The organism is Nocardia sp. NPDC051787 (genome assembly GCF_040681325.1).
GTDB lineage: Bacteria > Actinomycetota > Actinomycetes > Mycobacteriales > Mycobacteriaceae > Nocardia.
In genome coordinates this window covers 101,313-125,459 of sequence record NZ_JBFAYO010000002.1, presented here as the reverse complement: position 1 = coordinate 125,459, position 24,147 = coordinate 101,313, and the positions used below count along the sequence as shown (strand labels likewise).

Annotated in this window: 26 protein-coding genes; 19 read left to right on the top strand and 7 right to left on the bottom strand. The window is 68.8% G+C overall.

The window, feature by feature from the left end:
* Positions 1–91: 91 nt before the first annotated feature.
* The 5 genes from AB0M45_RS02525 to AB0M45_RS02505 all read right to left on the bottom strand — a co-directional run bounded on the left by AB0M45_RS02525 (position 92) and on the right by AB0M45_RS02505 (position 3,681).
* Complete coding sequence (locus AB0M45_RS02525; RefSeq protein ID WP_364322091.1) at positions 92–742, bottom strand: slipin family protein; 651 nt, start codon at positions 740–742, stop codon at positions 92–94.
* Positions 743–920: 178 nt separating this feature from the next.
* Positions 921–1,226 carry a hypothetical protein gene (locus AB0M45_RS02520; protein ID WP_364322089.1) on the bottom strand — a complete coding sequence of 102 codons (306 nt, stop codon included), beginning with the start codon at positions 1,224–1,226 and terminating at the stop codon, positions 921–923.
* 97 nt (positions 1,227–1,323) lie between these two features.
* Positions 1,324–1,611 (bottom strand): DUF427 domain-containing protein, encoded by a 288-nt coding sequence (locus tag AB0M45_RS02515; protein WP_364322087.1) that lies wholly within the window; start codon positions 1,609–1,611, stop codon positions 1,324–1,326.
* 106 nt (positions 1,612–1,717) lie between these two features.
* Positions 1,718–2,470 (bottom strand): NUDIX domain-containing protein, encoded by a 753-nt coding sequence (locus AB0M45_RS02510; protein WP_364322085.1) that lies wholly within the window; start codon positions 2,468–2,470, stop codon positions 1,718–1,720.
* On the bottom strand, positions 2,467–3,681 hold the full coding sequence (locus tag AB0M45_RS02505) for a DUF418 domain-containing protein (RefSeq protein WP_364322083.1): 1,215 nt from the start codon (positions 3,679–3,681) through the stop codon (positions 2,467–2,469). The genes AB0M45_RS02510 and AB0M45_RS02505 overlap by 4 nt, the downstream gene beginning before the upstream one ends.
* A 121-nt stretch (positions 3,682–3,802) precedes the next feature.
* Between AB0M45_RS02505 and dop the strand changes: the two genes are divergently transcribed.
* The 14 genes from dop (at position 3,803) to AB0M45_RS02435 (ending at position 17,757) form a co-directional block, all read left to right on the top strand.
* Positions 3,803–5,302, top strand: a complete 1,500-nt coding sequence (dop, locus tag AB0M45_RS02500) for a depupylase/deamidase Dop (protein ID WP_364322081.1) — start codon at positions 3,803–3,805, stop codon at positions 5,300–5,302.
* Positions 5,303–5,438: 136 nt separating this feature from the next.
* Positions 5,439–5,633 (top strand): ubiquitin-like protein Pup, encoded by a 195-nt coding sequence (locus tag AB0M45_RS02495; RefSeq protein ID WP_014986166.1) that lies wholly within the window; start codon positions 5,439–5,441, stop codon positions 5,631–5,633.
* Complete coding sequence (gene prcB, locus AB0M45_RS02490; protein WP_364322078.1) at positions 5,630–6,484, top strand: proteasome subunit beta; 855 nt, start codon at positions 5,630–5,632, stop codon at positions 6,482–6,484. The genes AB0M45_RS02495 and prcB overlap by 4 nt, the downstream gene beginning before the upstream one ends.
* 2 nt (positions 6,485–6,486) lie before the next feature.
* A complete protein-coding gene (gene prcA / locus AB0M45_RS02485; protein ID WP_364322076.1) occupies positions 6,487–7,284 on the top strand; it encodes a proteasome subunit alpha in 798 nt (265 codons plus the stop codon).
* A 220-nt stretch (positions 7,285–7,504) separates the two neighbouring features.
* Positions 7,505–8,863, top strand: a complete 1,359-nt coding sequence (gene pafA / locus AB0M45_RS02480; RefSeq protein ID WP_174186519.1) for a Pup--protein ligase — start codon at positions 7,505–7,507, stop codon at positions 8,861–8,863.
* 42 nt (positions 8,864–8,905) lie between these two features.
* On the top strand, positions 8,906–9,145 hold the full coding sequence (locus AB0M45_RS02475) for an antitoxin (RefSeq protein WP_364322073.1): 240 nt from the start codon (positions 8,906–8,908) through the stop codon (positions 9,143–9,145).
* On the top strand, positions 9,138–9,542 hold the full coding sequence (locus AB0M45_RS02470) for a type II toxin-antitoxin system VapC family toxin (RefSeq protein ID WP_364322071.1): 405 nt from the start codon (positions 9,138–9,140) through the stop codon (positions 9,540–9,542). Before AB0M45_RS02475 ends, AB0M45_RS02470 begins: the two co-directional genes overlap by 8 nt.
* A gap of 67 nt (positions 9,543–9,609) precedes the next feature.
* Positions 9,610–10,608 carry a YafY family protein gene (locus tag AB0M45_RS02465; RefSeq protein ID WP_364322566.1) on the top strand — a complete coding sequence of 333 codons (999 nt, stop codon included), beginning with the start codon at positions 9,610–9,612 and terminating at the stop codon, positions 10,606–10,608.
* A gap of 13 nt (positions 10,609–10,621) precedes the next feature.
* Positions 10,622–11,599 (top strand): YafY family protein, encoded by a 978-nt coding sequence (locus tag AB0M45_RS02460; RefSeq protein ID WP_364322069.1) that lies wholly within the window; start codon positions 10,622–10,624, stop codon positions 11,597–11,599.
* Between the two features lie 125 nt (positions 11,600–11,724).
* Positions 11,725–12,774 (top strand): 2-dehydropantoate 2-reductase, encoded by a 1,050-nt coding sequence (locus AB0M45_RS02455; protein WP_364322067.1) that lies wholly within the window; start codon positions 11,725–11,727, stop codon positions 12,772–12,774.
* 64 nt (positions 12,775–12,838) lie between these two features.
* The gene (gene tatA, locus AB0M45_RS02450; RefSeq protein WP_364322064.1) at positions 12,839–13,093 is read left to right on the top strand and encodes a Sec-independent protein translocase subunit TatA; all 255 of its coding nucleotides are present in this window, start codon (positions 12,839–12,841) and stop codon (positions 13,091–13,093) included.
* 98 nt (positions 13,094–13,191) lie between these two features.
* Positions 13,192–14,145: a twin-arginine translocase subunit TatC gene (gene tatC, locus AB0M45_RS02445; protein WP_364322062.1), complete on the top strand. Its 954-nt coding sequence runs from the start codon at positions 13,192–13,194 to the stop codon at positions 14,143–14,145.
* Positions 14,146–14,148: 3 nt separating this feature from the next.
* Complete coding sequence (locus tag AB0M45_RS02440) at positions 14,149–16,851, top strand: RNA helicase (RefSeq protein WP_364322060.1); 2,703 nt, start codon at positions 14,149–14,151, stop codon at positions 16,849–16,851.
* A 192-nt stretch (positions 16,852–17,043) separates the two neighbouring features.
* Positions 17,044–17,757: a DUF4333 domain-containing protein gene (locus tag AB0M45_RS02435; protein ID WP_364322058.1), complete on the top strand. Its 714-nt coding sequence runs from the start codon at positions 17,044–17,046 to the stop codon at positions 17,755–17,757.
* 142 nt (positions 17,758–17,899) lie between these two features.
* Here AB0M45_RS02435 and AB0M45_RS02430 read toward each other — a convergent pair whose 3' ends face one another.
* A complete protein-coding gene (locus AB0M45_RS02430) occupies positions 17,900–18,865 on the bottom strand; it encodes a 5'-3' exonuclease (protein WP_364322056.1) in 966 nt (321 codons plus the stop codon).
* Positions 18,866–18,948: 83 nt separating this feature from the next.
* Between AB0M45_RS02430 and AB0M45_RS02425 the strand changes: the two genes are divergently transcribed.
* Positions 18,949–20,076: a Xaa-Pro peptidase family protein gene (locus tag AB0M45_RS02425; protein WP_364322054.1), complete on the top strand. Its 1,128-nt coding sequence runs from the start codon at positions 18,949–18,951 to the stop codon at positions 20,074–20,076.
* 27 nt (positions 20,077–20,103) lie between these two features.
* On the opposite strand, the gene AB0M45_RS02420 is transcribed toward AB0M45_RS02425, so the two are convergent.
* The gene (locus AB0M45_RS02420) at positions 20,104–20,535 is read right to left on the bottom strand and encodes a PPOX class F420-dependent oxidoreductase (protein ID WP_364322052.1); all 432 of its coding nucleotides are present in this window, start codon (positions 20,533–20,535) and stop codon (positions 20,104–20,106) included.
* Between the two features lie 132 nt (positions 20,536–20,667).
* On the opposite strand from AB0M45_RS02420, the gene AB0M45_RS02415 reads away from it, so the two are divergent.
* The 4 genes from AB0M45_RS02415 (at position 20,668) to AB0M45_RS02400 (ending at position 24,142) form a co-directional block, all read left to right on the top strand.
* Positions 20,668–21,423, top strand: coding sequence for an SDR family NAD(P)-dependent oxidoreductase (locus AB0M45_RS02415; RefSeq protein WP_364322050.1), 756 nt, complete (start codon positions 20,668–20,670; stop codon positions 21,421–21,423).
* Positions 21,420–22,697: a precorrin-6y C5,15-methyltransferase (decarboxylating) subunit CbiE gene (cbiE, locus tag AB0M45_RS02410; protein WP_364322048.1), complete on the top strand. Its 1,278-nt coding sequence runs from the start codon at positions 21,420–21,422 to the stop codon at positions 22,695–22,697. The genes AB0M45_RS02415 and cbiE overlap by 4 nt, the downstream gene beginning before the upstream one ends.
* Before the next feature lie 78 nt (positions 22,698–22,775).
* Positions 22,776–23,393, top strand: coding sequence for a hypothetical protein (locus tag AB0M45_RS02405; RefSeq protein WP_364322046.1), 618 nt, complete (start codon positions 22,776–22,778; stop codon positions 23,391–23,393).
* Complete coding sequence (locus AB0M45_RS02400) at positions 23,390–24,142, top strand: cobalt-precorrin-6A reductase (protein WP_364322564.1); 753 nt, start codon at positions 23,390–23,392, stop codon at positions 24,140–24,142. Before AB0M45_RS02405 ends, AB0M45_RS02400 begins: the two co-directional genes overlap by 4 nt.
* The last annotated feature ends 5 nt before the right edge of the window (positions 24,143–24,147 follow it).

Below are 24,147 nucleotides of genomic sequence, written 5' to 3'. Positions count from 1 at the left end.
CCGATCCGATTACCACTTCCGCCTCGAAACACGGGGCGCCGAGCCGCGAAGCCCGGTCGACGGCTCGGCGTCCGCGTGTGCGGTGTGGTGGTCAGGCGTTGTCGCGTGGATCCAGCACGATCTGCGCGCCGGGCACGGTCGCGACCTGCAGCGTCCGCAGGCGCAACAGCGCCGGGTGCTGCTCGAGCAGCCGCGCGGTATTGGCCAGCGAGCGCAACGCCGTCGCCTCCGCACGCGCCTTTTCCAGCTCGGCGCGGCCGCGTTCCTTGGCCAGCACCGTCTCCAGCGCTGCCTTGCGCAGTTCGCCGGGCAGCATCAGATCGCGAGCGCGGACCCCGGCGACCCGGATGCCCAAGCTCGCCACGGCCGTGCCGATCTCGCCGGGATCACCGGTGAGCAAAACGCGATCGGCGATGAGCTCGTCGAGCGTGTGCGCCGCGACCGCGCCACGGGCCGCGTCCTGGACCGCGGCGTAGAGCACCGTCTCCGCGTTCTGCGCGCCCGTGGTGAACGCGACCGGATCGGTGACCTGCCACTGCGCGGTGTAGCTGGCGCGCAGTGCCAGCCCGTCGCGGGTGAGCAACTCCTGCCCGGTGACATACAGCAACCGGGGACGCATATCGACCTCGATCAGCGTGCAGCGCTTCGCGTCGTACCGGTGCCGTCCCGGCTCCAGAACCCGCTCCAGCGTGCCGTCCCGGTACAGCAGCGTGCGCTGCCACTCCATCACCGTGGTGTACATGGTCTCGCTCCTTCCCCCGACGTAAGTCGTTGTGCGCGTTGTCCTTCAGATGCCTCCGTCACGGCCGCGGCGACGCGGCGGGGGCGTTGCCGGACGGTGCCGGCCGGCCCGCAGGGCCGCGTCTGGCGCATGTGGCCATGACGGAGGACATCGGGAGAGGAATCGAACCCCAACAGACTTAAAAGGTCTGCGCCCACCTGAAGGACGTGGCTGCGCCGACACGGGGAACGCGATCCGGAGATTCCGGTGCGCCCCTTACGCAACCGAGAACGACGATAGAGAACCAGGTAGGTGGAACGCGAGCCATTTTCGCCTCGATGGTCTCGCGTCGCGCGACATCCGCGCCGCGCACCGAGCCCATCCGCACCAGCGCGGGCGGCAAGTGCAGCGCCGCGGTGACGACGGTGTGCCGCTCGCTCGTTCCGTCCGCGGGGTGACGCGGCAGCAGATCGTCGACGACTGCGCCGACTCGTGGTGGCCACATCGGCGTAGATGTCGGCGATCCCGACGGTGTCCGCGCTGTCGGTCCAGCCTTCATCAGGGGCTGCTCCCGGCGTGCGGGCGCCGAGGAAGGTTTCGGGTCAGTTGTCGGTCACGTCCACGCCGCGCCAGAAGGCGACGTAATCCTTGAGCTGCGCGGCTTTGGGCTTCGGGTCGGGGTAGTACCACGCGGCGTCCGGGTTGGTCTCGCCGTCGACCACCACGGTGTAGTAGCTGGCGGTGCCCTTCCACGGGCAGATCGTGTTGGTGTCGGAGGGCTGGAAGAACTCCGGGCGCACCGAATCCGGCGGGAAGTAGTGGTTGCCCTCCACGATGATGGTGTCGTCGCTGGTCGCGAGGACGCGGCCGTGCCAGGTTGCCGTTGCCATATCTCGATTCTGCCCCAGTTCCACGGACGGTGGGCGGGCGGGCGGAGCTTGCCGCTCCCGGTCCGGCGGATTCGCCAGTCCTACCGTATTCGGGCAGTTCATGCGGTTACGCGGGGCGGTTCCGATCCGCGGTCGGCCGAGCCGCCGAGCGATGGAGTTCGACGGCCAATGCGATGAGTTCGCTCATATGATCGCCATCGGTCCGGGCGCGCCGCATGGCCTCGGCGGCGGGGAAGGTGCGGACCTCGAGGACCTGTTCGGCATCCTCGGGGTTGGTCGGTGCGGAGTCGAGTACCACGTCCGCCGTGCACCACAGCCACGCCTTATGCGGATGCGGCTGCCACTCGCGGTGCGGCGCGGACCGGTTACTCGTCGCGTGGTGGGCGCCGAACCATCGGATCGGGCCGACCGGGCGCGCGCCCGCCTCCTCGCGTAACTCCCGGCGAACGCACGCGTCGACGGACTCGCCGCGCTCCCTGGTGCCGCCCGGGACCAGCCAGACGTCGCGATCGTCGCGGCAGAGCACGATCTCCTCGCCGACGAAGCAGACGACGTGGATATTGGTGACCAGCTCGTCGGACGGAAGCGTGGTGGAGAAACGCACGTCCAGATCACCCCAGGCCCAGTGCGTCGGCGCGTGCAGCAAGGGGTAGCGGTCGGCGAGCGTCACAGCTCGACGGTAGCGGTCGCCGACCACGATGTCCGCTATTTCCGGCCTGGGATTGCGAAATTCAGCGCGAGACGTGAAGTGACGCAGCTGGATTCGGCCGTGCGAGCACTTCACCGGCGGCAATTGCCGGGCGGCGTGCTCGACCACAGCGAGGCGGTCGAGGACGCGGGCAGGGCCGGTGGACGTCATCGATCTCGGGTCAGCGCCCGGTAGCTGACGTGCCACAACCACTCCACCGGCCCCCGCTCGAAGCGGCGCAACCACAGGTGTGCGCCGAGGGCGATGATCAGCGACACCAGCAGATAGACCCCGACGGTGAATGGAACGCGGTCGCCCGGCGAGACCCGCGCGGCGAGCCCGAAACCCCAGCCGTAGCACAGGATGGACGCCACCAGGTTCTGCAGGATGTAGCAGCTGAGCGCGGTCCGGCCGATCTCGGTGAGCCGACGCCCGGCGAATCCGGCCCGGGGCCGCCGCACGTACCACTCGGCTGCCGCCGCGAGGATGCCGAGAGAGACGAACGGAGCGCTGCCGTAGCGGGTGAACAGGATGAGGTCGCCGCCACCCGCGGTACCGGCGATCAGGTCGATCGGCGCGGCGACGCCCAAGCCGATGATCATGAGCCGCTTGCGGATCCGCGCGCCATCCGGGCGGAACACTCCCGCGCGGAACAACCGGGCGCCGACCAGGAACAGCGCGACCGACATCGCGAACACGAAGACCGCCTCGATCCGGAACAGCCCCGCATTCTCCAGCCGGAACAGCGCGAGATCCCAGAACGACCCATCCGCGTAGGGATTCGGGTCCAGTGGCCGATCCGCCGCCGCATCCTCTTGCGGTACAAAGGTCATGGCGATCGCGATCGAGGTCAGCATGGCCACGTGCACGCTTACCGCGCCGACCAGCCAGCGTCGCTGCGCGCGCTCGCCGGTGGCCAGCACGAACGCGACGACCAGGCCGGTCACGGCGTAGCCCATCAGCACGTCGAACTCGGCGACGAGCACGAAATTCAGCAGGCCGTCCAGGAACAGCAGTCCCGCGCGCCACGGGTACTTGCCCGGCCAGCGCCGCCCGGCTTTGGTCGCCGAGCCTTGCTGGATGGCCAAGCCGATGCCGAACATGATGGTGAGCAGCCCGAGGAACTTGCCCTGCGCCAGTTGCTGGAGCACTCGCTCGGTCCACATCCATCCGCCGGATGACCCGCCCAGCTCTTGGAGGTAGCCGACCAGCCCCCGCGGGTTGGTCAGGATCCAGATGTTGGTGCCGAGCGTGCCGAGAATGGCGATGCCGCGTAGCACGTCCAAGGCGATGAGCCGGGCAGGTGCGGATGACTTCCGCGGAGCCGCCGTGCCGCGGCGGCCCGGCGTGTCGGCGCACGGGTCGGCAATCGATTCGGTCATGCCCAGACTATCGCGCCGACCTGCGCCACGACGGGTCCTCCGTAAGTACCACCTGCGGTATGACATTCAACTCCGCCGGTCGTGACAGGTGCGGCGGGGTGCGTCGCCTAGGCTCGACATCATGCAGCGCATCATCGGAATAGAGGTCGAATACGGCATCTCGACCCCAACCGAGCCGTCGGCCAACCCGATCCTCACCTCCACACAGGCGGTTCTGGCCTACGCCGCGGCCGAGGGCGTGCCGCGTGCGAAGCGCACCCGCTGGGACTACGAGGTGGAGTCGCCGCTGCGTGACGCGCGGGGATTCGACCTGAGCCGGATGAACGGCCCTGCTCCGGTGATCGACGCCGACGAGGTCGGTGCGGCCAACATGATCCTCACCAACGGCGCTCGGCTCTACGTGGACCACGCCCACCCGGAATACTCCGCGCCGGAGGTCACCGACCCGCTGGACGCGGTGATCTGGGACAAGGCAGGCGAGCGGGTGATGGAGGCCGCGGCACGGCATGCCTCGAGCGTGCCGGGGGCGCCGCGGCTGCAGCTGTACAAGAACAATGTCGACGGCAAGGGCGCCTCCTACGGCACCCATGAGAACTACCTCATGAGCCGGGAGACCCCGTTCAACCAGATCATCGTCGGCCTCACGCCGTTCTTCGTGTCCCGACAGGTGATCTGCGGGTCCGGCCGGGTCGGCATCGGCCAGTCCGGTGACCAGGCCGGGTTCCAGCTGTCCCAGCGCTCGGACTACATCGAGGTCGAGGTCGGCCTGGAGACCACGCTCAAGCGCGGGATCATCAACACGCGCGACGAACCGCACGCCGACGCCGACAAATACCGCAGGCTGCACGTCATCATCGGTGACGCGAACCTGGCCGAGATGTCGACCTACCTGAAGGTCGGCACCACCGCCCTGGTGCTCGACCTGATCGAGGCGGGCGAGGACCTGTCGGATCTGCAGCTGGCCCGCCCGGTCACCGCGGTGCACACGATCAGCCACGACCCGACGCTGCGCGCAACCGTCGCGCTCGCCGACGGGCGCGAACTCACCGGTCTCGCACTGCAGCGCGTCTACCTGGACCGGGTGATCAAGTTCGTCGACCGCACCGGCAACGACGACAAGCGCGTTCAGGGCATCATCGAGAATTGGGCCATGGTGCTGGACCTGCTCGAACGCGACCCGATGGAGTGCGCGAGCCTGCTGGACTGGCCCGCCAAGCTGCGCCTGCTCGAGGGCATGCGCCACCGGGAGGGCCTCGGCTGGGCGGCCCCCAAGCTGCACCTGATGGATCTGCAGTACTCCGACGTGCGGCTGGACAAGGGTCTCTACAACCGCCTGGTCGCCCGCGGCTCGATGAAGCGTCTGGTCACCGAACAGCAGGTGCTGGACGCCATGACCAACCCGCCCACCGACACCCGCGCCTACTTCCGCGGCGAATGCCTGCGCCGCTTCGGCGCCGACATCGCGGCCGCGAGCTGGGATTCGGTGATCTTCGATCTGGGCGGCGATTCCCTGGTGCGCATCCCCACCCTGGAACCGCGCCGCGGCACGAAGGCGCATGTCGGCAAGCTGCTCGACGGCGTGGACACCGCCGCAGACCTGGTCGAGCAACTGACCACCTGACACCGCACGGCGGCAAAATCGGCACACTGTCGGTGCTGGTAGGTAGTGTTGAGGGACGAGCACGGACAATGCTCATGATCGGGATCGTGCTCACGATGGGTACCGGTCATGATGAGGACAGAGGAGGTCGGCTGCCATGGCACAAGAGCAGACCAAGCGCGCCGGGGGCGGCGACGAGGACGAGGGCCCGGACGGTGTAGACGCCGCCGGTCAGGAGCGCCGCGAGAAGCTGGCGGAGGAAACCGACGACCTGCTCGACGAGATCGATGACGTGCTCGAGGAGAACGCCGAGGACTTCGTCCGCGCGTACGTGCAGAAAGGTGGCCAGTGACAGTCGGTGACCCCTCGCGTCTCCACCTGGGGTACGCCCTCTCTTCCTTCTCCGAATACCTACGCGTGCATGCCCCGGACCTCTTGCCCGCCATGAGGTTCGGACAGGGTGCCGCCGGAATTTCCGGCGGCACTTCCGCGAAGGACATCGCTCCGCACGGCACCACCATCGTCGCGGTCAGCTACCGCGGCGGTGTGCTGATCGCCGGTGACCGGCGTGCCACCCAGGGAAACCTGTTGGCCAGCCGGGACATCGAGAAGGTCTTCATCACCGACAGCTATTCCGCTGCGGGCATCGCTGGCACCGCGGGCATGGCGGTGGAGATGGTGCGGATCTTCGCGGTGGAGCTGGAGCACTACGAGAAGCTCGAGGGCGTGTCGCTGACCTTCGACGGCAAGGCGAACAAACTGTCGAAGATGGTGCGGGAGAATTTGCCCGCGGCCCTGCAGGGCCTGGCGGTGGTGCCGATTCTGGTCGGCTACGACCTGGACGCCACCGATCCGGACAAAGTGGGCCGTATCGTGTCGTTCGATGTGGTGGGTGGACGCAGCGAGGAACGTTTCGGGTACGCCGCGGTCGGTTCCGGCTCGGTGTTCGCGAAGTCCGCGCTGAAGAAGTTGTACGCCAAGGGAATCGATCAGGACCGCGCGCTGCGCATCGCCGTCGAGTCGCTCTACGACGCGGCCGACGACGACACCGCGACGGGTGGCCCGGATCTGGTGCGCGGCATCTTCCCGACGGCGATTCTGATCGATGAGGAGGGTGCGGTCGAGGTGACCGAGTCGCGGCTCGCGGAGATCGCTCGCGGGATCGTCGCCGACCGCGAGGCCGTCGAAGAAGGGAGCGCCTGATCATGACGTTGCCGTACTACGCGTCGGCCGAACAGATCATGCGCGACAAGACCGAGCTGGCGCGCAAAGGCATCGCTCGGGGGCGCAGCGTCGTGGTGCTGACCTATGACAAGGGTGTGCTGTTCGTCGCGGAGAACCCGTCCGCGACGCTGCACAAGGTGAGTGAGCTCTACGACCGGGTCGGGTTCGCCGCGGTCGGCAAGTACAACGAGTTCGAGAACCTGCGCAGGGGCGGCATCCTGCAGGCCGATATCCGCGGCTATCAGTACGACCGCCGCGACGTCACCGGCCGCGCGCTGGCCAACGCCTACGCGCAGACTCTCGGCACGATCTTCACCGACCAGCTCAAGCCGTACGAGGTGGAGATCTGCGTGGCCGAGGTGGGCTATCCGGAGCAGGCCGCGCAGTCGGTGCTGTACCGGATCACCTTCGACGGGTCGATCGTGGACGAGCGGGAGTTCGTGGTGATGGGCGGCACGACCGAGCCGATCGTCACCGCGCTGAAGGCCTCCTACCAGTCGGGTCTGGACCTGGCCGGGGCGGTCGGCATCGCGGTGCGCGCGCTGCAGGCGGGAGTGCCGGAGGGCGCGGAGAAGGAGAAGCGTGTGCTCGGCGTGAGCTCGCTCGAGGTCGCCACCTTGGAGCAGGCGCGTCCACGCCGGGCGTTCCGCCGGGTCACCAACGCCGCGCTGGAGCGTTTGCTGAGCCCGGCGCAGGCCGGCACCTCCGCGTCCAAGAACGGCAAGCCCGAGTCGAAGGACGAGGAAGCCCCGGGGGAGGACACTCCCTCAGCGGAGTGACTCACCCGGATGGGGAGGCGCGACGGCTCGCGAACGATGGCTCGTTCGCGGGCCGCGCCGTCATGTCCGGATACGGTGCTCAGGTGGGCATCCTTCCGGCGGAAGCGCCGTTTCGCACGCGCAAATTCCGACAAAGCGGGCCAAATCGTTGTGAAGACGTATGCATACGGGTTGTTCGGTGCCCCACGCAAGTCCCTGTCATGGCTGTAATGTCGATGGTGTGCAGCGACGAATTATGGGGATCGAGACCGAGTTCGGTGTGACATGCACCTTCCACGGTCACCGTCGACTGTCCCCCGACGAGGTGGCCCGGTATCTGTTCCGCCGGGTGGTGTCCTGGGGCCGTAGCTCGAACGTGTTCCTCCGCAACGGTGCCCGGCTCTACCTCGATGTCGGGTCGCACCCGGAGTACGCGACCGCGGAGTGCGACAACCTGGCGCAATTGGTGACCCACGACCGTGCGGGCGAGCGGGTCCTGGAAGAGCTGCTGATCGACGCCGAGCAGCGTCTGGCCGAAGAAGGTATCGGCGGCGACATCTATCTGTTCAAGAACAACACCGACTCCGCGGGCAACTCCTACGGCTGCCACGAGAACTTCCTCGTGGTCCGCGCGGGGGAGTTCTCCCGGATCTCGGATGTGCTGCTGCCGTTCCTGGTGACCCGTCAGCTGATCTGCGGCGCGGGCAAGGTGCTGCAGACGCCGAAGGCCGCCACCTTCTGCCTGTCGCAGCGCGCCGAGCACATCTGGGAGGGCGTCTCCTCGGCGACCACCCGCTCGCGGCCGATCATCAACACCCGCGACGAGCCGCACGCCGACGCGGAGAAGTACCGCCGCCTGCACGTGATCGTCGGTGACTCCAACATGTCCGAGACCACCACCATGCTCAAGGTCGGCACGGCCGCCTTGGTGCTGGAGATGATCGAGGCCGGTGTGTCGTTCCGCGATTTCGCCCTGGACAACCCGATCCGTGCGATCCGCGAGGTCAGCCACGACCTGACCGGCCGACGGCCGGTGCGCCTGGCGGGCGGCAGGCAGGCCAGCGCCCTGGACATCCAGCGGGAGTACTACGCCCGCGCGGTGGAGCACTTGCGTAACCGGGACCGCGATCCGCAGATCGACCAGGTGGTCGACCTGTGGGGACGGACCCTGGACGCGGTCGAGGCGCAGGACTTCGCGAAAGTCGACACCGAGATCGACTGGGTGATCAAGCGCAAACTGTTCCAGCGCTATCAGGACCGGTACGGCATGGAACTGTCCGATCCGAAGATCGCTCAGCTGGATCTGGCCTACCACGACATCAAGCGCGGACGCGGCGTGTTCGACCTGCTGCAGCGTAAGGGTCTGGCCAAGCGCGTCACCGAGGACGAGGCCGTGGACGCCGCGGTCGACACCCCGCCGCAGACCACCAGGGCCAAGTTGCGTGGCGATTTCATCACCGCCGCCCAGGAGGCGGGACGCGACTTCACCGTCGACTGGGTGCATCTGAAGCTGAACGACCAAGCGCAGCGCACCGTGCTGTGCAAGGACCCGTTCCGGTCGGTCGATGAGCGCGTGGATCGCCTGATCGCCTCGATGTGACGAAGCGCTGATTCGGCGCTGATGCAGCGCTAGTATAGCGCTATGGCCACGATCCAGATTCGCGATATTCCGGAAGAGGATGCCGAGGTACTTCGCCGCCGAGCGGAAGCCGCTGGGATGTCGCTGCAGGCGTATATGCGTAGGGAGCTGATCACGCTTGCGCGGCGGCGAACCAAGGCGGAAGCCATGGCGGCCATCCGAGACGCACTAGAGCGTGATCCCTTGCCAGGGGGTGACCGCGAGACCGTGCTGGCGGCGCTGCGGGAATCCCGTGATGAGTGACGAGATGGTGCTCGACGCGTCTGCGGCAGCAGAGGCGCTCCTGCGCAAGGATGCCGTCGGCTCAGCCGTCGCCGAGCGGATCGCATCGTCGGTATGCCACTCGCCGCATCTGATTGACGCGGAAGTCGGGAACGTACTGCGGCGGCACGAGCGACAGGGGCTGATCAACGAAGAGTCCGCAATCACAGGTCTCCGGTTGCTGAAGTCGATGGTGGACGAGCGGTACGCGCATCATGGCTGGCTCGCGATCGAGGCATGGGCACTGCGGCAAACGGTGACGTTCTACGATGCGCTCTACGTTGCGCTGGCGGCTCGATTGGATATTCCGCTGTTGACTGCCGACGAGAAGTTGACCAAGGCGCCGGGTCTGCCCTGTCAGGTGGAATTGATCTCCTGAACATGTGATCGAGGCGAATCGCGCGCCGCCGCGCGGCGACGCCACCATGCCGATTACCCTCTATCGCGTGGCGATATCCAAGGTCGAGCGGCTGATGAATCTGGTCATCGCGCTGCTGTCGACCCGGCAGTTCCTGACCGCGGAGCGGATCCGGGACAGTGTCGCCGGATATGAGGACTCCGCCAGCGACGAGGCGTTCAGCCGGATGTTCGAGCGGGACAAGAACGAGCTGCGCGATCTGGGTATTCCGCTGGAAGTGGGACCGGTGAGCCGGTACTCGACGCTGGAGGGCTACCGGATCAACCGGGACGCCTACGAACTGCCCGATATCGACCTGACCGACGAGGAGGCCGCCGCCGTCGCGGTGGCCGTGCAGATGTGGGAGTCGCCCGAGCTCGCCGCGGCGGCGGAGGGCGCGCTGCTCAAACTGCGCGCGGCGGGCATCCACGTGGAGACCGACGCCGCCGTGGCGTCGGTGCCCGCCGTACCGGCCCGCACTCGGGGGTCGGAACCGGTGCTGGGCAAGCTGCTGGCCGCGATCGACGCGGGGCAGGCGGTGCGATTCGAGCACCGCGGCGCGATCAACGCCCCGTACCTGATGCGCGACGTCGAGCCGTGGGGTGTGGTCACTCACCACGGCCGGTGGTACCTGGTCGGGCACGACCGGGCCCGCAACGCGGTGCGCAGCTTCCGGCTGTCCCGGATCGGCGACGAGGTGACCCCGTACGGGCCGCGCAACGCGGTCCGCAAGCCCGAGGGCGTCGACCTGCGCGCCATCGTCGACCAAGTCACCAGCACGGCGCCGGTCAGCGGAACAGCCACGGTGTGGGTGGCGGAGGGCCGCGGACGTGAGATTCGCAGGCTCGGTGAGGTGACCGGCGAGCGTGCCATCGGCGGCCGCCCGGGCTCCGTGGTGGAACTGCCGGTGCGTTCCCGTGATTGGCTGGCCCGGCTCATCACCGGTCTCGGCCCGGATGCGGTGGTGCTCGCCCCCGAGGCCCTCAGGTCGGACGTGATCGCCCGGCTGCGCTCGGTGTTCGACCACACGGAGGTGCGAGCTCGATGAGCGTGATGTCGTCATGAGTTCCCGGCTCTCGGTCCGGCTGTCGCGGCTGCTCAACATGATTCCGTACTTCATCGCCCATCCCGGCATCAGCGCCGCCGAGGCCGCCGCCGATCTGGGTGTGACCACCAAGCAGTTGATGAGCGACCTCAACCAGCTGTGGATGTGCGGGCTGCCCGGCTATGGCCCCGGCGACCTGATCGACCTGTCCTTCTCCGAGGAGAGCATCGAGGTCACCTTCTCCGCCGGCATCGATCGGCCGTTGCGGCTGACCTCGACCGAAGCGACCGCACTGCTGGTCGCGCTGCGCTCGATCGTGGACATGCCGGGCATGGTCGACCCCACCGCGGCGCACGCGGCCATCGCCAAGATCGAATCGGCCATCGCGGGCGGGTCGGCACCCGCCGAGGACGAGCGATCACGCATGCCGCCGCCCGAAGCGCCCGCCGTTGCCGCCGTGCGCTCGGCGCTGGCGGTCGGTCGCGTGGTGCGCCTGGTGTACTACTCCGCCAGCCGCGATGTGGTGTCCGAACGCATCGTCGACCCGATTCGCATCGTCCTCGTGGACGACAACAGCTATCTGCAAGGGTGGTGCAGGCAGGCCGAAGGTGTGCGGCTGTTCCGCTTCGACCGGATCGAGGCCGCGACCGAACTGGACGAGCCGGCCCGGCCGCCGAAACACGCCACCGATGCGACCGCGGGCCTCGATCTGTTCCAGGACGATCCGGCGGTTCCGCTGGCGCGGTTGCGCATCCACGCCGACTACGCTTGGGTACTCGATCAATACCCGATGCACCGGCTCGCGGTACACCCGGACGGCAGCCTGGAGGCGACCATGCGGTTCGCCACGCTGGACTGGATGGCACGGCTGCTGCTCGGTTTCGGCGCAGGTGTCACCGTTCTCGGTCCGCCGGAACTGGTCGCGGCCGTGCGCGAGCGGTCCAACGCCGCCCTGGCCGCCTACGAGGAAGCCGGATACCTGGAGGCCCGATGAGGGACAACCCAACAGCGCGCCGCCGAGCGGCGACGCACCGGAGGCTCGATGTGCGGTAGTTCGCCCGGCGCTTTACGCAGCGGTCGAGTGCCGGTCTTCCGCCGGACACGAGAGGCGGGAACGGCGTGAACAGTCGCGTGCTGGTGATCGGAGCGGGCAGCATCGGCAACTTCGTCGGCGGCAAGCTGGGCGTGGCCGGTGCGGACATCACCCTGGTCGGTCGCACGCGGATGCTCGACGAGATCACCGCGTCCGGGCTACGGCTCACCGACCTCGACGGAGGCGACGACGCGCTCACCGCGGACCGGTTCCACGTCGCCACCGAGCCAGATGACGCCGGATCGGCCGATCTGGTGCTCGTCACGGTGAAATCGGCGGCCACGGCGGACGCGGTGCGCGAACTCTGCGGGAAGATCCGGCCCGGCACCGTGGTGCTCAGCCTGCAGAACGGCATCGGCAACGACTCGGTGATCCGGGAGATCCTGCCGCAATGCGTGGTGCTGGCCGGCATGGTGATGTTCAACGTCGTGCACCACCCCGGCGGACGCTTCCACCGCGGCACCGAAGGCGGCCTAGCGGTCCAGGACGACCCGGCGCTAACGCCGTTCCTGGACGTGTTCGAGCGCGCGGGACTCGAATTGCGCCGGTATCCGGATCTGCGCCCGGTGCAGTGGGCGAAGCTGCTGCTCAACCTGAACAACCCGATCAACGCGCTGTCCGGGCGCCCGCTGCGCGAGGAACTCGCCGACCGCGACTATCGCCGCTGCCTCGCGCTGACCCAGCGCGAGGCGCTCGCGGTGATGAGCCGGGCGCGCATTCGCCCGGCGCGGTTGACCCCGCTGCCACCCCGTCTGATGGCCACGCTGCTGACGGTCCCCGACGCCCTGTTCCAGCGGGTGGCCGGGCAAGTGCTCGCCATCGATCCGGTGGCACGGTCGTCCATGGCGGACGATCTGGCACTGGGCCGCAAGACCGAAATCTCCTGGCTGTGCGGCGAAATCGTCGGGCTGGGCGCGATGGTCGGGATGCCGACGCCGGTGAATCAGCGGTTGATCGAATTGATCGTGGCCGCCGAACAGGGCGACCGGCGCGCCTGGAGCGGTCCGGAACTACTCCGGCAGTTGCGGGACGCCGCGGCGGGCGGGTCGGCCGAACACCGGGCGAACGAGCGGTGACGGCGGCGTTCGCGCACGTCACGGTCCGGTAGCATCGAGACATCACAGTCTTGGGAGGTAGATCATGGGCAGTCTGAGCATCTGGCACTGGCTGATCATTGCGGTCGTTTTCGTGATGTTCTTCGGCGCGAAGCGGATGCCGGACGCGGCCCGCAGCCTGGGCCGCTCGCTGCGCATCTTCAAGAGCGAGGTCAGCCAGATGCAGAACGAGAGCAACGCGCCGAACGCCGGCGCTGCGCAGCCCGCACCGCAGCTGCCCGCCGCGCAGCAGGCGACGCCGTCGGCGACCGAGCCCCGCAGCGAGCCGAAGTCGGTCTGAGCGGGTCCGCTCGTGCCGGAGTGAGGAAGAACTCACTCCGGTCGTAGTGCTGTTGCCGAGCCGAGCGAGGCACACCAACCCAGGGGCGATCACCAACCATGCGAATCCCGTTCGATCCGCGGCGCAGCAAGCGCAGGACCAATCCCGACGGCACCATGTCGTTGGTCGAGCATCTGCAGGAGTTGCGCTACCGCCTGCTGGTCTCGATCGCCGCGGTGATCGCCACCACCATGCTCGGCTTCCTCTGGTACGGGCATTCGTTCCTGGGCATCGAGAGCCTGGGTGAGATCCTGCGCGGGCCGTACTGTTCGCTGCCCGCCTCGGCGCGCGCGGCGCTGAGCCCGGACGGCGAATGCCGTCTGCTGGCCACCGCGCCGTTCGAACAGTTCACCTTGCGCCTGAAGGTCGGCATGACCGCCGGTGTCGTGCTCGCCGCGCCGATCTGGCTGTATCAGCTGTGGGCGTTCATCACCCCTGGCCTCTACGCCAAGGAACGCAAGTACGCGATCGCGTTCGTGTCCTCGGGCACCGTGCTGTTCACCGCTGGGGCTGTGCTGGCCTACATCATCATCGCGCACGCGTTGAGCTTCCTGCTCACCATCGGCGACAACGTGCAGATCACCGCGCTGAGCGGCTCGCAGTATTTCGGGTTCATCATCCAGTTGCTGATCATCTTCGGGGTCAGCTTCGAAACCCCGCTGCTGATCATCGGTTTGAACCTGATCGGGGTGCTGACCTATCAGAAGCTCAAGGCCTGGCGGCGCGGAATCACGTTCGGGCTGTTCGTCTTCGCCGCCATCGTGACCCCGCAGGACCCGTTCTCCATGCTGGCGCTGGCACTGGCGCTGACCGTCCTGTTCGAGGTCGCCATCCAGTTCTCCCGGATCAACGACCTGCGCCGGGCCCGCAAGGAGCGGGAAGGCTGGGGCGCGCTGTCCGACGAGGAAGCCTCGGAGTTGGGCGCGCCCGAGCCGATCGACCCGGCTGAGTCGGTCACAACTCCGCAGGAGAAATCCACACGACCAGTGTCGGACTACTCCGATACCCTCTGACAAGTGACAGATCACCGGTCGCAGACGGCCGAGTTGGCCGCATTTTCCGCCGAGCTGAAGTTCCGGCTGGATCCGTTTCAGCGCGACGCCTGTGTGGCGCTCGAGCAGGGCCACAGCGTTCTGGTCTGCGCCCCGACCGGGGCGGGCAAGACCGTCGTCGGCGAATTCGCCGTGCACCTGGCGCTGGTCGGGGGCGGAAAGTGTTTCTACACCACGCCGATCAAAGCGCTGTCGAACCAGAAGTTCGCCGACCTCACCGAGCGCCACGGCCGCGACAACGTCGGGCTGCTCACCGGCGACCAGTCGATCAATCCGGACGCGCCGGTGGTCGTGATGACCACCGAGGTGTTGCGCAACATGCTGTACGCCTCCTCGGACGCGCTGCGCGGCTTGTCGTATGTGGTGATGGACGAGGTGCACTACCTTGCCGACCGGTTCCGCGGCGCGGTGTGGGAGGAAGTCATCCTGCACCTGCCGCCGGACGTTCGGCTGGTCAGCCTGTCGGCCACGGTCAGCAACGCCGAGGAGTTCGGCGCCTGGATGGAGACCGTGCGCGGCGACACTGCGGTCGTGGTCGACGAAACCAGGCCGGTGCCGCTGTGGCAGCACGTCATGGTGGGGCGGCGGATGTTCGACCTGTTCGACACCAAGTCCACCGAACAGAAAGTGCTCGTGGACGAGGACCTGGTGCGCTTCATCCGTCATCGGGAAGCCGCCGACCGGATGAACGGATGGGGTGCCCCGCGCAACGGCCGCGGTGGACCACGGCGCGATTTTCGTCCGCTGCCGCGGCACGAGGTGCTGGCCAAGCTGGACGACGAGGGCCTGCTGCCGGCCATCACGTTCATCTTCAGCCGTGCGGGCTGCGACGGTGCGCTCGCGCAGTGCCTGCGGTCGCGCCTGGATCTGGGGCGCGCGGACGAGGCCGAGAGGATCGACGCGATCATCGAGCGGCACACCGGTGACCTGCCCAAGACCGATCTCGAGATACTCGGCTACTGGGAGTGGCGCGAAGCGCTGCATCGGGGCTTGGCCGCGCACCACGCCGGGATGTTGCCCGCGTTCCGGCACACCGTCGAGGAACTGTTCGTCAACGGCTTGGTTCGCGCCGTCTTCGCTACCGAGACGCTGGCTCTGGGCATCAACATGCCCGCGCGCACCGTCGTGCTGGAGCGGCTGGTCAAGTTCAACGGCGAGTCGCACGCGGAACTCACGCCGGGGGAATACACCCAGCTGACCGGGCGCGCGGGGCGGCGCGGCATCGATGTGGAAGGCCACGCGGTGGTGTTGTGGCAGCCCGAGGTGGACACCAGCGCGGTCGCGGGCCTGGCCTCCACCCGCACCTATCCGCTGCGCAGCTCGTTCCGGCCGGGCTACAACATGTCGATCAACCTCATCGATCGGATGGGCGCCGACGAGTCGCGTGCCCTGCTGGAACGATCGTTCGCGCAGTTCCAGGCGGACCGCTCGGTGGTCGGGCTGGTGCGCGGCATCGAGCGCAACGATGCCGCGCTGCGCAAGCTGCGTGATCAGCTCGGCGGCGCCGAAGGCGGTTTCCTGGATTACCTGGCCCTGCGCGAGCGGATCAAGCAGCGGGAACGGCAGCTGGCCCAGCAGAACCGCGCCGACCGGCGTGGCGCCGCGGTGGACGCGCTCGGCGCCTTGCGCCGCGGCGACGTGGTGGCCATTCCCTCCGGGCGCCGCGCCGGGCTGGCGGTGATCCTGGAACCGGACACGACGCCGGGCGATCCGCGCCCACTGGTGCTCACCGAGGACAAGTGGGCGGGGCGGGTGTCGGTGGCCGACTTCCCGGTGCCCGCCGAGGCGCTCGGACACATGCGGCTGCCACGCCGGGTGGACCACCGGACCGCGCGCATTCGCCGCGACCTGGCCTCGGCGCTGCGCAGCACCGGAATCTCGGTGCCGGGCAGGCCGCGGCGCGACAAGCGTTCCGCCGCGGCCGACGACCGCGAACTGGCCACGCTGCGTCGCAGCCTGCGCGCGCATCCGGCGCACACCCGGCCCGATCGCGAGCAGCTGGCCCGGATCGGCGAGCGCTACAGCCGGTTGCTCCGCGAAACCGAATCCATGCGCCAGAAGGTTGCCGCGACCACGAACTCGTTGGCGCGCACTTTCGATCGGATCCTCGGTCTGCTGGAGGAACGCGGGTTCGTCGGTGACAGCGAGGTGACCCCCGAGGGGCGCAGGCTGGCCCGCATCTACGCGGAGAGTGACCTGCTGGTCGCCGAATGCCTCCGGCAGGGACTGTGGCGCGGCCTCGGTCCGGCCGAGTTGGCCGGTGTCGTGTCGATCCTGGTGTACGAGTCCCGCCAGGAAGGCGGATATCTCGGCGCGAGCGGACCGACGGCGCCGATCCGGCGAGCCGTGGGCGCGACCATCGGCGTGTGGTCCGAACTGCGGACCGACGAGGCGCGGCACAAGCTGCCGCCGACCAGGGAACCGGATCTGGGCTTCGTCACCGGTGTCTACAAGTGGGCGCGCGGGGACGGGCTGGCCGAGTCGTTGCTCGCCAGTGGTGATCAGGGCGCACCGCTGGCGGCGGGCGACTTCGTGCGCTGGTGCAGGCAGGTGATCGATCTGCTCGATCAGATCCACAGCACCGCCGACGATCCCGAGGTCGCCGCCACGGCGGCCAAGGCGGTGCGGGCGATCCGGCGCGGTGTCGTCGCGGTGGACGCCGCCTGAGGGGTGTCGGCGACGGGTTCGGTGGCTCGCCTGACGACGGCGGACACCGCGAACGCCGCCAATGTCAACACGGCGGATTCGATTGTGATTTGATTTCTTTCGCGTACCGACCGTGGCGGAAGAGTCGTGTCATGCGACGAGGCCCGTGCGGGGGGCTACCGTGTGTACAACGATGCGAGTGGAGGCAAGCAGATGAGCGGCCCTTTCGGACCGAACGAACCCGGGGAGGGACGCAACGATCCCACCCAGCAGTGGAGTGGACAGCAGGCGCCCGGGGGCGCGGGTCCCACGCAGCAGTGGGGCGGTCAGCCGCAGACCCCGGCTTCGGCTCAGCCGACCCAGCACTGGGGTGAGCAGCAGCCGCAGCAGCAGTGGGGACAGCCGCAGCAGCAGTGGGGGCAGCAGCCGCAGCAACCACAGCAACCACAGCAACCACAGCAACCACAGCAACCACAGTGGGGTCAGCAGCCTGCCCAGGGTCAGCCGCAATGGGGTCAGCCGCAGCAGCAGGACTGGGGTCAGCAGGGGCAGCAGCAGTGGGGTCAGCAGCAGCCGCAGTGGGGCGCCCCCACGTCGCAACCGCCGCAGCAGGGCGGCAAAGGCAAGGGTTTGGTCATCGGCCTGTCGTTGCTCGGCGTCGTTGTCCTCGGTGCGATCGTCGCCCTCGTGCTCATGCTGACCGCCAAGGATCAACTGGATCAGGCGGCGGTGCAGGACGGCGTGAAGAAGGTGCTGTCGGACTCTTACGGCATCCAGGACGTCAGCGACGTATCCTGCCCCTCCGGCCAGGAGGTCAAGGTCGACGCCACGTTCGTGTGCGACGTGAAGGTCAGTGGTGAGGCCAAGAAGGTCAGCATCAAGATCACCAAGGACGACGGCACCTACGAGGTCGGTAGGCCGAGCTAGCTGTATTCGGATGGCTCGCGTCCGAGCTACCGCCGCCGGCGACTTCGTCACGGACGCGTCGGCCACTCGGCCGCGAGCCGGGCCGCGAACGGGCAGTGCTCGGTCTCGCTTCGCTCGAAAGCAGGGGTTCTTCGTATCGGGCTCAGGTGGTGCGTGCCCCGAGCGCGGTGATCAGCCGAGTCACGGGGCTTTCGGCGTTGTAGGCGGTGGCAAGGGCCCGCAGCCGGTCCGGGTCGGCGGGGTCGGTCGGGAGGACGTCGGAGCGGGAGAGCGCGACGTCGGCGTCGCGGACCACGCGGACTACCGGCGCGGCGGCCTTCAGGTAGTCCTCGGCGGCCCGGAGCCGGGCGCGTACGCCGTTGGACAGCTCGGCGTCGGGGTCCTCGACGGCCGCGCGCAGCGCGTCTAGCGAGCCGAAACGGGAGATCAGCGTGGCCGCGGACTTCTCGCCGATGCCGGCCACTCCGGGTAGGCCGTCGGAGGCGTCGCCGCGCAGCGTGGCCAGGTCGGCGTAGGCCGGGCCCGCGTTCCGCCGCGGCACACCGTATTTCGCCGCGACTTCGGCCGGGCCGAACAGTTCCGCCTTCGCCAGCCCGCGTCCGGCGTAGAGCACCCGCACGGGAGGCGCGGGCTCGTCCCGCACGAGCTGCAGCAGATCGCGGTCGCCACTGACCACGATCACCGCGTCGGTACGCTCCCGGGTGGCCAGGGTGCCGAGGACGTCGTCGGCCTCCAGACCCGCCGCCCCGCCGGTCGCGATGCCGGCCGCGTCGAGCACCTCGAGGATCATCTCGACCTGCGGTGTGAGGGTGTCGGGAACCATTTCCGCACCGGGGGCGGCCTCCGGGGACGTGTCAAGGCGGTGCGCCTTGTACGACGGCACCAGCTCCACCCGGTATGCGGGCCGCCAGTCCAGATCGAGACACACCACCAGCCTGACCGGCGCGTACTTGGTGATCAGTGCGGCCACCATGTCGGTGAAACCGCGCAGCGCGTTCACCGGCCGGCCATCGGGCGCGGTGATCTTCTCCGGGATCGCGTGAAAGGCGCGGAACCAGAGACTGGCACCGTCCAGCAGCAGCAGGGGCTCACCAGGAACAGAGGTCACCCGCTGAGGTTACTCGCCCGCACCGACACCGCCTGGCGAAGTTCGGCGTTCCTCCGGAACGCGTGGCGGGTAACGTCGGGCGAATGAGCTCGCATACGGATTCCAGGTTCGCGGCGGACGTCTACGGTGCTCGGCTGGAGCGGGCGGTGGAGCTGATCCGGGCCGCCCATCTGGATGCCCTGCTGATCACTCCCGGGCCGGACCTGCGCTACCTCATCGGGTCGGCGGCCGAATCGTTCGAGCGGCTGACCTGCCTGGTGATCCCCGCGGATGGGGCGACCCCGTCGGTGGTGATCCCGAAACTGGAGCTGGCTTCGCTGGACGCCTCGGCGGCCGGCGAATTGGATTTGCAGGTGCTGGACTGGGTGGATGGCACCAACCCATATGCCCTGGTGAAGTCCGCGCTGCACGTGGGTTCCCGGGTGGCCGTCGCCGACGCCATGCCCGCGCTGCACCTGCTGCCGCTGGCCGAATCCTTCACCGGCCTCCCGGTGTCCGCCACTCCGGTGCTGCGCGAACTGCGCATGATCAAGGACCCGGCCGAGGTGGACGCGCTGCGCCGGGCCGGCGCGGCGATCGACCGGGTGCACGCGCGGATGGGGGAGTTCCTGCAGGTGGGCCGCACGGAGGCGGAGGTCGGACGCAGTATCGCGGACGCGATCGTGGCGGAGGGGCACACCGAGGCGGCATTCGTCATCGTCGGCAGTGGCCCCCATGGCGCCGACCCGCACCACGGGGTCTCGGAGCGGCGCATCGAGTCCGGCGACGTGGTGGTCGTCGACATCGGCGGCCCGGTCGAACCCGGCTACTACTCGGACTCGACGCGCACCTACGCGCTCGGGGAACCCGATTCTGAGGTGGCCGCCCGGTACGCCGCACTCGAGCGCGCCCAAGCGGCGGCGGTCGCGGCCGTCCGACCCGGTGTGACGGCCGCCGCCGTGGACGCGGCAGCGCGAAACCCCTTGACCGAGGCGGGTTTCGGTCCCGCCTTCGTGCACCGCACCGGACACGGCATCGGACTTTCGGTGCACGAGGAGCCCTACATCGTGGCGGGCAACGACCTCGTTCTGCAGCCGGGTATGGCCTTCAGCGTCGAGCCCGGCATCTACTTCCGCGGCGAGTGGGGCGCGCGCATCGAGGACATCGTCGTCGTCACGGAGGACGGCAGCGAGTCGCTGAACAACCAGCCGCACGGCCTCACGGCACTGTGACGCACGGACGCGGTCGCCACCGTGCCGCTAAGCGGTGGCGCCGTTGCCTTCGGTAGCCGGTGCGACGAGGGTGCTGCTGGACAGGACGCGCCGGACCTGGATGGCGATCACCACCCGGGTCGGATTCTCCCTGGGCACCCGGTAGCGGCCCGCGTACCGCTCCACCGCGTCGGCGACACTGTCCGGGTCGTCGAGGACGGTCGCCGGGCCTTCCAGTGTGATCCACCTGATGCCGTCGACCTGGCTGACCGCCGCGTACCCCGAACGGCGCACGTTGCGCACCTTCACCGAGCCGTCGTTGGTGATCACGCGGGCGATCCCGGCGTCCTGGTCCCAGGTGAACCCGACCGCGACCACGTGCGGCGTCCCATCCGCCCGCAACGTCGTCAGCGTGGCCAGATGCCGCTCGGTGACGAACTCGAGGGCGGCGGTCGACAATTCAGCAGTGGTGGTCGGCATCCTCCGACCGTAGCCTCCGACCGCCTGATGGACGCAGCCGGAGGTGGTGCTGCATCGGATCGTCGAGCAGGCGGTGACAACAGGTCACCGTGGTGTACGACGCTGCGGCGGTGCAATGACAGACTGTGGCGCATGGGAACGCGTGGGTTGGTCGACGGGGCCGTGCTGCTCCTGGGCGGGCGTAGCGAGATCGGGCTGGAAGTGGCGCGGCGCTCGGCGCCGGGACGGGTGGTGATTCTCGGGGCGCGGCGCAGCGACGAGCTGGCCGAACAGTGCGCGGAGATCGCGGCTGCCGGTGCGAGCGCTGTGCACACGATCGAGTTCGACGCCGACGACACCGCGAGTCATCCCGCGCTGCTGGAGAAGGTCGCCGCTGAGCACGGGCGAATCGGTATCGCGGTGCTGGCGTTCGGCGTGCTCGGCGATCAGCGGCGTGCCGAGAAAGACCCCGCCCATGCTGTGGCGATTCTGCACACCGACTTCGTCGCGCAGGCCAGTGTCCTCACCGTCCTGGCGAACCTTCTGCGCGCGCAAGGCGAAGGGCAGCTCGTGGTGTTCAGCTCGGTAGCGGGCGCCCGAGTCCGGCGCGCCAACTACGTCTACGGGTCGGCCAAGGCCGGACTCGACGGATTCGTCAGCGGCCTCGCGGACGCGTTGCACGGCAGCGGTGTTCGACTGCTGTTGGTCCGTCCGGGCTTCGTCATCGGGCGGATGACCGAGGGCATGTCCCCGGCCCCGTTCTCCAGCACCCCCGGCCAGGTCGCCGACGCCGTGGTCAAGGGTCTGCACCGAGGCGCGGGCCGGATCTGGGTGCCCCGGGTCCTGCAGCCGGTGTTCTTCGCGATGCGCCTGCTGCCCCAACCGATCTGGCGCCGGATGCCGCGGTGAGTGCCGCAGCGCCCCTGCCGTGGACCGGGCCGCCGATCGCGGTGGTCGGGATCGGCGCCGATGGCTGGAACGGTCTCGGTCGCTCCGCCCGCGAAGCCGTCGGCGACGCCGAGATCTTGTTCGGCTCCACGCGGCAGCTCGCGCTGGTGCCCGAGGCGGTGACGGCGACGCGGGTGAACTGGCCTTCGCCGTTGCTGCCCGCACTACCCGAACTGCTCGAGCGGCACAGCGGGGCGCGGCTGTGCGTGCTGGCCAGCGGCGATCCGATGTTCCACGGAATCGGCGTGACCCTGGCCAGGCTGTTCGGAGCGCGGGCGCTGCGGGTCTTGCCGCAGCCGTCGTCCGCATCGCTGGCCTGCGCCCGCCTGGGCTGGGCACTCGCGGAAACGCCGGTGGTGAGCGTGGTGGCGCGGCCGTTGGTCACGGTTCTGCCCGAACTGGCCGACCGCAGGCGGCTGCTGGTGCTGAGCGCCGACGAGCACACGCCACCGGTGCTTGCGCGCTTGCTGGGGCGGCACGGTTACGGCGCCTCCGAGCTGACCGTCCTCGAACAGCTCGGCGGCCCGGCCGAACGTCTGCACACCGGTCTCGCGAAGCAGTGGGATCGCCCACCCGGCGACCCGCTGAACATCGTCGCGATCAGCTGCGTTGCCGACCCTGACCAGCCACGGGCCACGCGGCTGCCCGGCCTGCCGGACGAGTTGTTCGGCGGCGACGGCCAGCTGACCAAGCACGAGGTCCGCGCGCTGACGCTCGCGGCGCTGGCGCCCGCCCCGGGCGAGCTGCTCTGGGATGTCGGCGGCGGGTCCGGCAGCATCGCGATCGAATGGTGCCGCGCGCATCCGGCCAACCGCGCCGTCACGTTCGAGCGGCTCGAGCGCCGCCGGGGGCAGATCGCCGACAACGCCGCCGCTCTGGGGGTTCCGCACATCCTGATTCGCGGCGAGTTGCGCGCCGAACTCGCGCATGACACCGAAATCGCCTCGCCCGACGCGATTTTCGTCGGTGGTGGGCTGACCCAGGATGGCCTGCCCGAGACATGTTGGGCGCAGCTGCGTCCAGGCGGCAGGCTCGTCGCGAACGCGGTGACCGCCGAATCTGAATCACTGCTGCTCAGCTGGGCATCCGCCCACGGCGGCGCGTTGCGTAAGTTCCAGATCTACCGCGGCGAACCGCTGGGATCCTTCACCGCATGGCGGCCCCAGCTCCCGGTGGCGCAGTGGTCGGTGGTGAAAAAGCGCGATATCGCGCCGGGATTCCCCACCGATGGGTGAACACGTTACCGGTCACGGGGTATGGTCGGGGCCGAGTTCCGATCATGATCGGAAATCCGGTTCCTGTTGGGGAGATAGATGAAATACAAGAAGTTTGCCGCAACCGCATTGTTGGCTGTCGCCGCCACCGGAGTCACCGCCGGTACCGCCTACGCCGCGCCCGCGCCGCCCGCGGTGCAGGACCAGGCGGCCGCCGAGCCCACGGTCACCGGCACCGATCAGGGTGTCGGCTACGCGCTGCGGCTGGCCGACGCGGGTAAGTCGGTCGTCACCAGCGTGACCAGCGGTGCGTTCAGCGTGGACGCCGACAACCAGTCGGTCAGCCTGAAGAATTCCGCGGGGGAGACCGTCACCACGATCCCGCTCACCGCGACGGCCAAGGGCCAGGAGGTCCAGATCGCCGCGAACGTCGCCGACGAGGGCAGGCAGCTCACGCTGACCCCGCAGGTCGCCCCGACTGCGAACGCGCCGGTCGCCGCCGAATTCATCGGCGCACAGGAGTGGTTCTTCGCAGAGTTGCAGCGCGCCTCGCTCGGTGCCCTGGTCGGCGGCCTGATCGGCGCCGCTATCGGCATCGTCTTCTTCGGCATCGGCATCCTGCCCGGCGCCGTGCTCGGCGCGCTGATCGGTCTGGCCGTCGCGGGCGGACCGTCGCTGCTGAACGCGGGTATCGCCTACTTCAGCGGACAGCCCTGAGAATTCTGATTCTGGGCGGCACCCGGGAAGCCCGGGACCTGGCCCGCATCGCTTCCGGCGAGCGAGGATTCGAGATCGTGTCCTCGCTCGCCGGTCGTGTGCGTGCGCCCCTGTTGCCCGAGGGCGCGGTACGGGTCGGTGGCTTCGGTGGCGCCGAGGGATTGCGTGCCTGGGTCGCAGACAACGACGTGGCCGCTGTAGTGGACGCCACCCATCCATTCGCGGCGGCCATCAGTGCCAATGCCGCTGCGGCCGCGCGTGATTCGGGCGTTCCGCTGGTGCGCCTGTGGCGGCCGAACTGGCCGCAGCGGCCGGGTGATCAATGGGTACGGGTGCCTGATCTCGTCGCCGCGGCGGAGGCGGCCGCGACGCTCGGCGAGCGCGTGTTCCTGACTATCGGCCGGCAAGGCGTGGACACGTTCGCGGGGCAGGAGCGGCAGTGGTTCCTGATCCGAGCCATCGACCCGCCGGCGGGTCCGTTGCCTCCTCGACACGAAATCATCCTCGCCCGCGGGCCTTTCGCGCTCGCGGACGAATCCCGGCTGATCGCCGAGTACGGGATCGACGTGCTGGTCACCAAGGACAGCGGTGGAGATCAGACCGAAGCCAAGCTGGCCGCCGCCCGCGAGGCCGGAATTCCGGTCGTCGTGATCGACCGCCCGCCGCTACCCGAGGGCGTGGAGGCCGTGGAAACCGTTGCGCAAGTAATTGATTGGCTATCCGAGAAGCGAATCGATCGCGGGGGTTGATCCTG